Raw genomic sequence first — 12,304 nt, 5'->3', positions numbered from 1 at the left:
TGCGACTTTTGGCGCTGTGCCGTTAAACACTGTGTGAAGTGCGGTTTTTTGACCTGCAATGATGGGCTGATGGCCAACTCGACGTCCCAGGACCGCCTTTATTTCAAGCAACTGCTGTCCGGCAGTGACTTCGCCGCGGACGACATGATCGCTCAGCAGATGCGCAACTTCGCCTATCTGATCGGTGACCGCGAGACCGGCGAGGCCGTGGTGGTCGATCCGGCGTATGCCGCCGGTGACCTGGTCGACGCGTTGGAGGCGGACGGCATGCGATTGTCAGGCGTGCTGGTCACCCACCATCATCCCGATCACGTCGGCGGTTCGATGATGGGCTTCGAACTCAAGGGGCTGGCCGAACTTCTGGACCAGACCGAGGTACCCGTGCACGTCAACACCCATGAGGCCAACTGGGTTTCGCGTGTCACCGGGATCCCGCTCAGCAGCCTGACGCGGCACCAGCATGGCGACAAGGTCAACGTCGGCGCCATCGACATCGAGTTGCTCCACACCCCCGGCCACACACCCGGCAGCCAGTGCTTCCTGCTCGACGATCGGCTGGTGGCCGGTGACACGCTGTTCCTGGAGGGTTGTGGCCGTACCGACTTTCCTGGCGGCAACGTCGACGACATGTTCCGTAGCCTGCAGGCGCTCGCGCAGCTGCCCGGCAATCCGATGGTGTTCCCCGGCCATTGGTACTCGGCCGAACCCAGCGCGCCGCTGGCCGATGTCAAGCGCAGCAACTACGTATACCGGGCTTCCGACCTGCAGCAGTGGCGGACGTTGATGGGCGGCTGACAGCCGCACCGACACTCTCCGCGGCACCGATCTGACCGGCCGCACGACCGGGCACGAACGAATAGCCCTGCATGTCAGGGTATCCGCGACAGACTTCCTCGACCATCCAGTTGCACAGTCAAGAAGCCGCATGAACGGACAATTAGAGTAGCGCGATACTCAGGACAGGTTTTCGTGATCCCGGCAAACTGATAGAGGAGTTTTCCTCGTCCGTCCAGTCGGGGGTCGTCGTGAAGAACATAGTGCTGTGCTTCGACCACACAGATCAGCGTCCCGGTCCACGCGACGCGACCAATACCGAGGCGTTGTTCAGGTTGCTGGACATCGACGGCGATCAACTCGGCTGGTACCACTCGGGGGCGACGTCGGTGCGCGCAACGAGGTTTCTCCGGCGCCGCCGTGGCGCCGCGGTGGCCGACGCCCGCGACGCGCTCCTGGAGGCCTACCGATTCCTCGGCGACTGCTGGGAACCCGGCGACGCGATCTACCTGTTCGGCGGAGCCGACGGCGCCGACCGGGCGCGCGAACTGGCGGCCTTGCTGGGGTCCGTCGGCTTGCTGCCCGAGCGTTCCGATGATCTGGTCACCTATGCGCTGGCCACTTACGCGCTGCCTCGCACGGCGCGTACGCGGCAGGATTGGGAGCACGTCAACCGGTTGGCCGCCGAGCTGACCGGGGGCTCCGAAAGCACGGTCCCCGTACGGTTTTTGGGGCTGTGGGATGCCGTCCGCACGCCTGGGTCGGGGCATCGCACCGGGCCGCTGACCAACGTCCAAACCGGTAGGCACGCCTTGGCTATCGACGCATTACGATCGGCGGCCGCCGGTGACTGCGGCGCGATGGACGAGGTGTGGTTTCGAGGCGGGCACTGCGATATCGCCGGCGGCACCGGCGCGTGCTGGGCGCTCACCGAGATTGCGATGGACTGGATACTCTCCGGCGCTGTCGAAGCCGGACTACGAGTATCCGAACGGCTCTGCAGCCCCAACGAACTGGACGCGCTCGCCGGTACCGCTCCCACATTCGGCATCGTGCACCCGCCGCTGGACGCGTCGGTGCACGCCAGTGTCGAGCTTTATCTGCGCGCCCACCCGCAATACTGGCGGCGCCTGCCTGCCCGCATCGAATGGGCCGACTCCGATTGGCTGGCTCGCGGCGAACGGCTGATGTCCGCGCCCGCACAGGCCGAGCCGGTGGTGCCCGAAGTACTCGCCGCGGCCGCATCCTGACATTTGACCCGCTCGGGCGGCACAAAGCCTGATCAAGGCCGCCCGTACCATCGGTGCGATGAGCAGCCCGGTGAGCTACCAGCTCGATGAGTCCGTCGCGACCGTCACGCTCGACGACGGCAAGGTCAATGCGCTCTCGCCGGCCATGCAGAACGACATCAACGCGGCACTCGACCGCACCGTGGAGGACGGCGCCAAGGCCGTAGTGCTGGCCGGCAACGCGAAGGTATTCAGCGGCGGCTTCGACCTGAGTGTGTTCGCATCGGGCGACGCTCAGGCGACTCTGGCCATGCTGGCCGGCGGTTTCGAGCTGTCACTGCGCTGCCTGACCTTCCCGGTCCCGGTCGTCATGGCCGCGACCGGACCAGCGATCGCGATGGGTTCTTTCCTTCTGCTGTCCGCCGATCACCGGGTGGGCTCGCCGAGATCGCGCTGTCAGGCCAACGAGGTGGCGATCGGCATGACGCTGCCGATCGCTGCGATCGAGATCATGCGGATGCGTCTGACGCATGCGGCATTCCAGCGCGCCATCTCGATGGCCGCGACGTTCGCCGGCGACGCCGCCATCGCGGCCGGCTGGCTCGACGAGATCGTTGAATCCGAGGCGGTACTGGCCCGTGCACAGCAGGTGGCCGCCGAAGCGGCAGCCACCCTGAACGCCGGCGCACACGTGGGCAGCAAGCTCAAGGCCCGGGCCGCCGCGATTCTCGCGGTCCGCGCGGGAATCGACGGGCTGCCAACGGAATTCGCGGGGTAGATGCTCGGATCACGTCACGTACGTAACGCCGTGGCGGAAAAACGTCCGATTCCTCGCCGTGACGTTACATACGCGAAGCCCACGCTGTCGCAAGCCTCTTGAGGATGCCGCCCTCGCCGTCGCGGCATGTGACTCGGATGACGATCCAGCCGGCCCTGATCATCTCCTCCACCCGCAGAATGTCCTTGCGTAACTGGTCGGGATCCAAGTGGTCGCGCCCTTCGTATTCGAGCGCGATCTTCATATCCGGCCATGCCATGTCGACTTCACCGATCAGCACGCCGAATTCGTTGTAGATGGGGTGCTGTGTTCGCGGCGGTGGGTAATCCGCCCGAATTACGAGCAGCCGCAACCACGTTTCACGTGGCGACTCCGCTCCCGCATCAACCAGCGCGATCGTAGTGCGTGCCTGCTTGATACCCCTGCGGCCAGCCTGATGCTCCGCCGCTAATTCGATGTCGGCAACCTTCGTTTTCGTCGCCCGGGCCAACGCGTCGATCGCCGGTACCGCAGTGGCCTCGGGGAACTTGCAGGCCAGGTCCAGCGCAGTCCGAACCGGTGTGGTGACGCGCATCCCGGCGATCAGACAGACTTCGTCCTCATCGATCGCATCGCTCCACACGACGATGCCGCGGGCCGGCCGCCGATTGTTGTCGATGATGTAGGCCGGGAGCTCAGCACTTACCCATCGGGCACCGTGCACGGCTGATGCCGAGAAGCCCGCCAGCACTCCATGCCGTCGTGAGCGCAGCCAACAGGCCTTGGCGCGGAGCACCGCATTGGGCCGGACATCTCTGGCGACATAGACGTCCTGATGCACGGCCACAAACCGCGTCCGCAGATGGTGGCGAGTGAGGCGGCCCGCCGTGAGCGCTTCACTGCCGATGAACGGTTCTCCCATGATCGGAGTGTGCCCGCGGAGACCGACAGCTCCGTGCTCGTAACGCAGGGGCGGAGATTCGCCTGATTCCCCGCCGTGGCGTTACGCACGCGACCGTAAGGACGTCGTACTGCCATAAGGTATGGGGCGATGGCACTGCACCTGCACCGGGCCGAGCGCACGGATCTGCTCGCCGACGGGCTGGGCGCCCTGCTGGCCGATCCTCTGCCCGATCCGTTCGCCGAGGAACTGGTGTTGGTCCCGGCCAAGGGCGTGGAGCGGTGGCTCAGCCAGCGGTTGTCCAACCGGCTCGGTGTCTGCGCAGCCGTACAGTTCCGTAATCCACGGTCGCTGATCGCCGAGGTCACCGGGACACAGGATGACGATCCGTGGTCGCCTGAGGCGATGGTGTGGCCACTGCTGGCCGTCATCGATGACAACCTGGAAGCTCCGTGGTGCACGACGCTGGCCACTCACCTGGGCCGGTTCGAGGACGGCGAGGAACGCGAGCTGCGGCAGGGCCGCCGCTATGCGGTGGCCCGACGGCTCGCCGGGATCTTCGCGTCGTACGCTCGGCAACGCCCGCAGTTGCTGATCGGCTGGGCGGGCATGCCGGATGACCTGGCCTGGCAACGGCCGCTGTGGGAGGCACTCACCAACCGCATCGATGCCGACCTGCCCCATGTTCGGCATGCGAAAACCGTTGCCCGGCTTCGGGAATCCCCGAGCGATCTGCCCGGACGGCTGTCGCTGTTCGGGCACACGCGGCTGCCGGTGACCGAGATCGAGTTGCTCGCCGCGTTGTCCGTCCACCACGATCTGCACCTGTGGCTGCCGCATCCCAGTGACCAGCTGTGGCAGGCACTGGCCGCCGATAAAGGCGCGGTGCCGCGGCGCACGGACACCAGCCACCGCGCGGTCAGGCACCCGTTGTCGGCTACGCTGGGCCGCGATCTGCGTGAGCTGCAACGCCTGCTGCCCGTGCCCGCGACCGATGAATACCTCGGTGCACCAAGCCATCCCGACACTCTGCTGGGCTGGCTTCAGTCCGATATCGCCGCCGACGAGGTGCGTCCGCAGGGCCGGGTGCACCGCGTTGCCGATCGGTCGGTGCAGGTGCACAGCTGCCACGGCCCAGCTCGGCAGATCGACGTGCTGCGTGAGGTGCTACTGGGTCTGCTGGCCGACGATCCGACGCTCGAGCCGCGCGACATCCTCGTGATGTGCCCCGACATCGAGACCTACGCGCCGCTGATCACCGCCGGGTTCGGGCTCGGCGACGTGGTGCACGGCGCCCATCCCGCGCACCGGCTCCGGGTCCGACTCGCCGATCGTGCCCTGGTGCAGACGAATCCGCTGTTATCGGTGGCGGCGCGACTGCTGACGCTGGCCGGTGGCCGGGCCGGCGCCAGCGAGGTGCTCAACCTGGCCGAGTCGGCTCCGGTGCGGGCGCGGTTCGGGTTCACCGACGACGATCTGGACGCGATCACGGCGTGGGTGCGCGAAGCCAACATCCGCTGGGGCTTCGATCAGGAGCACCGTCGGCCCTATGGCGTCGACTTCCTGCACAACACCTGGCGGTTCGGTATCGACCGCGTGTTGGCCGGCGTGGCGATGTCCGACGATTCCCACGCCTGGCTGGGCACCACGCTGCCGCTCGACGACGTCAGCAGCAACCGGGTGGAGCTGGCGGGCCGCTTCGCCGACTTCATCGAGAAGCTGCACAATGGGGTGCGCGGGCTCAGCGGCACCAAGACGCTGGCAGAGTGGCTGGCCGAACTGAGCGCCGACATCGACGCGCTCGCATTGGACGACGAGGACTGGCCCCGCGCGCAGGTGCAGCGCGAGTTCGACGACATCCTCGCGACCGCCGAGACCGCAACGATGTTGCGCCTGACGGATATTCGCACGCTGCTGCAACGGCATCTGGCCGGGCGGCCCACCCGAGCCAACTTCCGTACCGGCACGCTGACGGTGTGCACCATGGTGCCGATGCGTTCCGTGCCGCACCGGGTGGTGTGCCTGGTCGGTCTTGACGACGGGGTCTTCCCGCGGCTGGGCTCGGTCGACGGCGACGACGCGCTGGCCCGCGACCCGGTGACCGGCGAGCGCGACATCCGTTCGGAGGACCGGCAGTTGCTGCTCGACGCGATCGGCGCGGCCACCGAGACGCTCGTCGTCACCTACACCGGCGCCAACGAGTACTCCGGCCAGTCCCGCCCGCCGGCCGTGCCGCTGGCCGAGTTGCTCGACACCCTCGCCATCACCACCGAGAAGCCGGTGCAGGTGGTCACCCATCATCCGTTGCAGCCGTTCGACATTCGCAATGTCATCCCGGGCGCGATGGTGCCCGGTGAACCGTTCACGTTCGACCCGACCGCATTGACGGCCGCACAGGCCAACACCGGCCAGCATGCCGAGCGTCCGCCGTTCTTCGCCGATCCGTTGCCGCCACCACCGCCCGACGATGTGGTGCTGGCCGATCTGGTCGGCTTCTTCAACGATCCGGTGAAAGGGTTCTTCCGGGCACTGGACTACACCCTGCCGTGGGAGGTGGAGGGTGTCTCGGACGTCATGCCCGTCGATATCGATGCGTTGGAGGAGTGGACCGTCGGCGACCGCATGCTGCACGACATGTTGCGTGGCATGGCGCCGGCTGACGCCCAGCAAGCCGAGTGGCGGCGGGGCACCTTACCGCCAGGGCAACTCGGCTGGCGCACGGCCGGTGCCATCCGCGAGCAGTGCACCGCGCTGGCCGCCGAAGCGCAGCATCACCGCGGCGCGGAATCCCAGGCCTACGACGTGGATATCGATCTGGGCGGCGGGCGGCGGCTCACCGGCACCGTGTCTCCGGTGTTCGGTGACCGTTTGGTCTCGGTGACCTACTCCAAGCTCGACGGCAAGCACCTGCTGCAGTCATGGATTCCGTTGCTGGCATTGGCCGCTCAGTACCCTGACCGGGATTTCTCGGCGGTGTGCATAGGCCGTCCGAAACGGGGCACCACCCCCCGCGCGGAGGGGCTCGGCGCTCCCGTCGACCCGGTCGGGCTGCTGGTCGACCTGGTACGGATCTACGACGCCGGTCGGCGCGAGCCGCTGCCGCTGCCCGTGAAGACGTCGTACGCCTGGGCCGTGGCCCGGCACACCGGCGACGATCCCGAGCAGGCTGCCGGATACCGTTGGCGCAGCGGCAATTACCCCGGCGAGGACCAGCAGCCTGCGCACGTGCGGGCCTGGGGCCGCGGTGCCTGGCTGCGGGATCTGATGCAGCCGCTGCGTCCCGGTGAGGAAGTCGCGGGCGAGAGCCATCGGCTCGGCGCATACGCCACTCGGCTGTGGTTGCCCATGCTGCGGGCCGAAAGGTCGACACGGTGAAGGTTTTCGATCTGCTCGGGCCACTGCCGAGCCGCAACACCACCACGGTGCTGGAGGCCAGCGCCGGGACCGGCAAGACGTTCGCGCTGGCCGGTCTGGTCACGCGGTTCGTCGCCGAGGGCGCCGCGACGCTGGACCAGATGCTGCTCATCACGTTCGGCCGGGCCGCCAGCCAAGAGCTGCGGGAGCGGGTCCGCGATCAGATGGTGTGCGCCCTGGCCGCATTCGACGACCCGGCCCTGGCCCGCAACGATCTGGAGATCTACCTGGTCGGCGCGGATCAGCAGGCCCGCAGGCAGCGGCTGCGTGATGCCCTGGCCGGATTCGACGGCGCGACCATCGCCACCACTCACCAGTTCTGCCAAATCGTGTTGAAATCCCTTGGTGTGGCGGGAGACAGCGATTCCGGAGTCACTCTGGTGGAGAGTCTTGACAACCTGGTGACCGAGATCGTCGACGACTTGTACCTGTCCCGGTTCGGCACGCAACGCGACCATCCGGTGCTCGACTACGCCGCCGCGCTGCGGCTGGCCCGCACCGTCGTGCAGAACCCCGCCACCGAACTGCGGCCTACCGATCCCGATCCCGATTCACCCGCCGCGGTTCGGCTGAGTTTCGCCCGGGATGTGCTGGCCGAGTTGGAGATCCGCAAGCGGCGCCGTGGCGTGCTGGGCTACGACGACCTGCTGACCCGGCTGGCCACCGCATTGACCCCCTGTCTTCCTCACGTGCGGGGCGAACCGCCGGATTCGGCGGCCCGCGTGCGCATGCACCAGCGCTGGCCGATCGTCATGGTCGACGAATTCCAGGACACCGACCCGGTGCAGTGGCAGGTGATCGAGCGGGCCTTCTCCGGGCACTCCACGTTGATCCTGATCGGCGACCCGAAGCAGGCCATCTACGCGTTCCGCGGCGGGGACATCGACACCTATCTGCGGGCAGCCGCGACCGCCGGGGACAAGCAGACGCTGGGCACCAACTGGCGCAGCGACAGTGCCCTGGTGGATCGGCTGCAGGTGGTGCTGCGCGGCGCTCAGCTCGGCGGGTCCGACATCGTGGTCCACGATGTGCAGGCCCACCATCAAGGCCACCGGCTGGCCGGCGCGCCGCACAACGACCCATTCCGGCTGCGGGTGGTGAGCCGAAAAGGAAACGACTCCAAGACTATTCCGATCGACCGGCTGCGCACCCACATCGGCCGGGATCTGGCCGCTGACATCGGGGCCCTGCTAGCCAGCGGCGCGAGCTTCGATGACCGGCCGGTCCAGGCCCGCGACATCGCAGTGATCACCGAGACCCACAAGGATGCCAGGGCCTGCCACAGCGCGCTGCTTGCGGCAGGCATCCCCGCGGTCTACACCGGGGATTCCGACGTATTCAGCTCGGAGGCCGCCGAGGACTGGCTGTACCTGCTGGAGGCATTCGACCAGCCGCACCGCACCGGCTTGGTGCGTGCTGCGGCGGCCACCATGTTCTTCGGTGAGACGGCGGAGTCCCTTGCCGTGGGCGGTGATGCGCTGACCGATCGAATCGCCGACACCCTGCGCACCTGGGCCGGGCACGCACGTGAGCGCGGCGTGGCGGCGATCTTCGAGGCCGCCCAGCTCGCTGGGATGGGTCGGCGCGTGCTGTCCTGGGAAGGCGGTGAGCGGTTGATGACCGATCTGGCCCACATGACCCAGCTGCTGGGCGACACCGCCCACCGGGAAGGGTTCGGGCTGCCCGCGCTGCGGGACTGGTTGCGCACCCAACGCTCGGAGGGCGGCGGGGAGACCGAACGCAACCGCCGCTTGGACAGCGACGCCGCGGCCGTGCAGATCATGACGGTGTGGGTCAGCAAGGGCCTGCAGTATCCGATCGTGTACCTGCCGTTCACGTTCAATCGCTATGTGCCCGAACCGGATCTGATCCTTTTTCACGACGACGGCGTGCGGTGCTTACACATCGGCGGGGGTGACTTGTCCTCCTCGCGTGCGGGCGACCCTGCGGTGGCGCGCGCGGGCCGCGCCGAGGCCGCCGCCGACGACAGCCGGCTGACCTATGTGGCGATGACGCGGGCCCAGTCCCAGGTGGTGGCGTGGTGGGCGCCCTCGCGCGACGAACCCAACGGCGGCTTGTCGCGACTGCTGCGGGGCCGCAGGCCGGGTGAGTCCGCGGTTCCGGACAAGTGCGCGCCGGCCAGAGTCAGCGACGCCGAGGCGATAGACCGGCTGCGGGCCTGGGAGGCCGCGGGCGGCCCGGTGATCGAGGAGTCCGCCATCGAGGGGTTCACACCCGTTCCGGCGTCTGCGCCGCCCGAACACCTGGCCACCCGGCACTTCCACCGGGCCATCGACACCTCGTGGCGGCGCACGTCGTACTCGGGTCTGCTTCGCGCAGCCGATGATTCGGGCGTCACGAGCGAGCCTGAGGTCACCGAACTCGATGACGAGGTCGATGTCGTCGACGAGGTCCCCGCGGCCCCGGCGGCCGCGGGCAGCGACGTCCCATCGCCGATGGCTCAGTTACCCACCGGCGCCGCGTTCGGATCGCTGGTGCACGCAGTGCTGGAGACCGCCGATCCATTCGCCGCCGATCTCGGTGCCGAATTGGCCGCCCACATCCGCGCACATGCGGCGCGCTGGCCCGTCGAGGTCACGGCCGACGACTTGGCAGCCGCACTGGTACCCCTGCACGACACTCCCCTTGGCCCGCTGGCCCCCGGCGTGACGCTACGCCAGATCGGACTGCGAGACCGGTTGCGGGAGTTGGACTTCGAATTTCCGATGGCCGGTGGCGATCTGCGGTCCGGCGAGTTCGCCCGGCTCGCCGACGTCGGCGCGCTGCTGAGCACGCATCTGCCGGTCGACGATCCGATGGCGTCCTACTCCGAGCGGTTGTCGAGCGGAGCACTCGGTGATCAGCCGCTGCGCGGATACCTTTCCGGCTCGGTCGATGCGGTGCTGCGCATCGGATCCCGGTTCGTGGTAGTCGATTACAAGACCAACTGGCTGGGCACGGGCGATGCCGAGCTGACCGCCGCCGACTACACCCGCGACCGGATGGCCGAGGCCATGCTGCATTCCGACTATCCACTGCAGGCCCTGCTGTACAGCGTTGTGCTGCACAGGTTCCTGAGCTGGCGACTACCCGGCTATGACCCGGCAACACACCTCGGCGGCGTGATGTACCTGTTCGTCCGCGGCATGTGCGGGGCGGCTACGCCCGTCGTCGACGGTCATCCCGCCGGTGTGTTCAGTTGGGCGCCGCCCGCCGAGCTGGTGGTCGCTGTGTCGGAGCTGCTCGATGCTTGATCATTTCGCCGAGATTCTCGAACCTGCGGATGTCCAGGTGGCTCGACGACTCACCGCGCTGGGCGGTGAAACCGACGGATCGGTGACGCTTGCCGTGGCACTGGCGGTGCGGGCGCTGCGCGCCGGGTCGGTGTGCGTGGATCTGCGGTCGGTCGCCGCTCAGGTCGATCTGCCGGATCTGCCGTGGCCGGAACCGGACGCCTGGCTGGCCGCGGTAGCCGCCAGTCCCCTGCTCACCGCCGGGCCGGTGCTGCGGCTCTTCGACGACCAGCTGTATCTCGACAGGTATTGGCGCGAAGAGCAGCAGGTGCGCGACGACGTGCTGACTCTCGTCGGCACCCGGCCCTCGGGGGCAGCCCCTGACCTATCGCGGTTGTTCCCCACCGGGTTCGACGAGCAGCAGGCCGCGGCGGAGGTCGCGCTGTCGCACGGACTGACAGTGCTGACCGGCGGCCCGGGCACCGGCAAGACCACCACGGTGGCACGGCTGCTGGCTCTGTTGGCCGAACAGGCGGCGTTGACGGGTGCTCGGTCGTTGCGGATCGCGCTGGCCGCGCCGACGGGCAAGGCTGCAGCCCGGCTGCAGGAAGCAGTGCAGTTGGAGGTCAATGAGCTCGCCCTGGTCGACCAGAGGCGACTGGCCGGGCTGCAGGCCACCACGCTGCACCGGCTGCTCGGCGCGCGGCCGGACACCTCGTCGCGATTCCGCCACCATCGTGGCAACCGGTTGCCGCACGACGTGATCGTGGTCGACGAGACGTCGATGGTGTCGCTGACCATGATGGCCCGGCTGCTGGAGGCGGTGCGGCCGCAGACCCGGCTGCTGTTGGTCGGCGATCCCGATCAGTTGGCCTCGGTCGAAGCCGGTGCAGTGCTCGCCGATCTGGTCGACGGGTTGGGGTCACGCGGAGTGGCGGCATTGCGGACCTCGCACCGGTTCGGCAAGTCGATCGGGGCATTGGCCACGGCAATCCGGATCGGTGACGCCGATGCCGCGCTGCAGGTGCTGGCCGCCGGAGGCGACAACATCGAGTGGGTCACGACCGACATCACCGAGCGGCTACGGGATGTGGTTGTGCCGCATGCACTTCAGCTGCGGCAAGCCGCGATCCTGGGTGATGCCAAGGCGGCGCTGAAAACTCTCGACGAGCATCGACTGCTGTGCGCGCATCGGCGCGGGCCGGCCGGCGTCATGCATTGGAACCGCCAGGTGCAGCGGTGGCTCACCGATGCGACCGGCGAGCCATTGTGGACCGCGTGGTACGTGGGGCGGCCAATCCTGGTGACGGCGAATGATTATGGCCTCAAGCTGTACAACGGGGATACCGGCGTCACCGTCGCGACGCCCGACGGCTTACGGGTCGCGGTGGATGGCAACGGATCGTTCGCGACCGGTCGGCTCACCGAAGTGGAAACCATGCACGCCATGACGATCCACAAAGCCCAAGGCAGTCAGGCCGACGAGGTGACCGTCCTGCTGCCGGACATCGATTCACGGCTGCTGACGCGGGAACTCTTCTACACCGCGGTCACCCGAGCCAAGACGCGTGTCCGCGTCGTCGGCTCCGAAGCGGAAGTGCGCGCAGCCATCACCCGGCAGGCGGTGCGCGCGACGGGGCTGCGGAAGCGGCTCAGAGCCTAAACGGCCCGCCCGGCGAAAAACGCACCGGAGATGAGACCGATGGTGATGGCCAATGTGGGCAAACCCATCGCGACCGCTACGACAACGGCTGCGATTGCGACGAGGCCCAGCACCAGCAGCAGACCGCCAATGAATGCTCCGACCATGACCGCCCTTTCTGTGGTTATAGTCATACTGTATCTCTGCAGTGAGATGGATCACATCGCGATGGCGCGTCAATTTGGTTAACAGTTTTGCGGGAATTTGTATAGCTGGGCTCGGTAAATCCATTCAGAATCGACAGCGGTCCACGGCGTCTGGATCGAACCGGACACACACGAGTTCATCCAACCG

The 12,304-nt window shown here is 67.6% G+C and carries 8 protein-coding genes; 6 read left to right on the top strand and 2 right to left on the bottom strand.

Annotated features, from left to right (window positions below; all coding sequences use genetic code 11):
• Nucleotides 1-69: 69 nt before the first annotated feature.
• The 3 genes from H276_RS0117085 (at nucleotide 70) to H276_RS0117075 (ending at nucleotide 2,781) form a co-directional block, all read left to right on the top strand.
• Complete coding sequence (locus tag H276_RS0117085; protein ID WP_019972521.1) at nucleotides 70-795, top strand: MBL fold metallo-hydrolase; 726 nt, start codon at nucleotides 70-72, stop codon at nucleotides 793-795.
• A 230-nt stretch (nucleotides 796-1,025) separates the two neighbouring features.
• Nucleotides 1,026-2,024 carry a DUF2235 domain-containing protein gene (locus tag H276_RS0117080; protein ID WP_026357111.1) on the top strand — a complete coding sequence of 333 codons (999 nt, stop codon included), beginning with the start codon at nucleotides 1,026-1,028 and terminating at the stop codon, nucleotides 2,022-2,024.
• A 58-nt stretch (nucleotides 2,025-2,082) separates the two neighbouring features.
• Nucleotides 2,083-2,781 carry a crotonase/enoyl-CoA hydratase family protein gene (locus H276_RS0117075; RefSeq protein WP_019972519.1) on the top strand — a complete coding sequence of 233 codons (699 nt, stop codon included), beginning with the start codon at nucleotides 2,083-2,085 and terminating at the stop codon, nucleotides 2,779-2,781.
• A 64-nt stretch (nucleotides 2,782-2,845) separates the two neighbouring features.
• Here H276_RS0117075 and H276_RS0117070 read toward each other — a convergent pair whose 3' ends face one another.
• On the bottom strand, nucleotides 2,846-3,682 hold the full coding sequence (locus tag H276_RS0117070) for a hypothetical protein (protein ID WP_019972518.1): 837 nt from the start codon (nucleotides 3,680-3,682) through the stop codon (nucleotides 2,846-2,848).
• Between the two features lie 129 nt (nucleotides 3,683-3,811).
• Here H276_RS0117070 and recC point away from each other — a divergent pair, with 129 nt between their 5' ends.
• From recC to recD, 3 genes are read left to right on the top strand one after another with little or no spacing between them, the layout of a single operon-like run.
• Complete coding sequence (gene recC, locus H276_RS0117065; RefSeq protein ID WP_019972517.1) at nucleotides 3,812-7,036, top strand: exodeoxyribonuclease V subunit gamma; 3,225 nt, start codon at nucleotides 3,812-3,814, stop codon at nucleotides 7,034-7,036.
• On the top strand, nucleotides 7,033-10,329 hold the full coding sequence (gene recB, locus H276_RS0117060) for an exodeoxyribonuclease V subunit beta (RefSeq protein ID WP_026357110.1): 3,297 nt from the start codon (nucleotides 7,033-7,035) through the stop codon (nucleotides 10,327-10,329). Before recC ends, recB begins: the two co-directional genes overlap by 4 nt.
• The gene (gene recD, locus H276_RS0117055; RefSeq protein WP_019972515.1) at nucleotides 10,322-11,971 is read left to right on the top strand and encodes an exodeoxyribonuclease V subunit alpha; all 1,650 of its coding nucleotides are present in this window, start codon (nucleotides 10,322-10,324) and stop codon (nucleotides 11,969-11,971) included. The genes recB and recD overlap by 8 nt, the downstream gene beginning before the upstream one ends.
• Here recD and H276_RS24800 read toward each other — a convergent pair.
• Entirely contained in the window at nucleotides 11,968-12,144 is a 177-nt protein-coding gene (locus H276_RS24800; RefSeq protein WP_196807943.1) for a hypothetical protein, read from the bottom strand. The two genes, recD and H276_RS24800, sit on opposite strands and share 4 nt — an antisense overlap.
• Nucleotides 12,145-12,304: the final 160 nt, after the last annotated feature.

This window comes from Mycobacterium sp. 141, from assembly GCF_000382405.1.
Classification (GTDB): Bacteria; Actinomycetota; Actinomycetes; order Mycobacteriales; family Mycobacteriaceae; genus Mycobacterium.
Note: the sequence above shows the minus strand (reverse complement) of the source record. Positions and strands in the feature narration are given on the sequence as shown.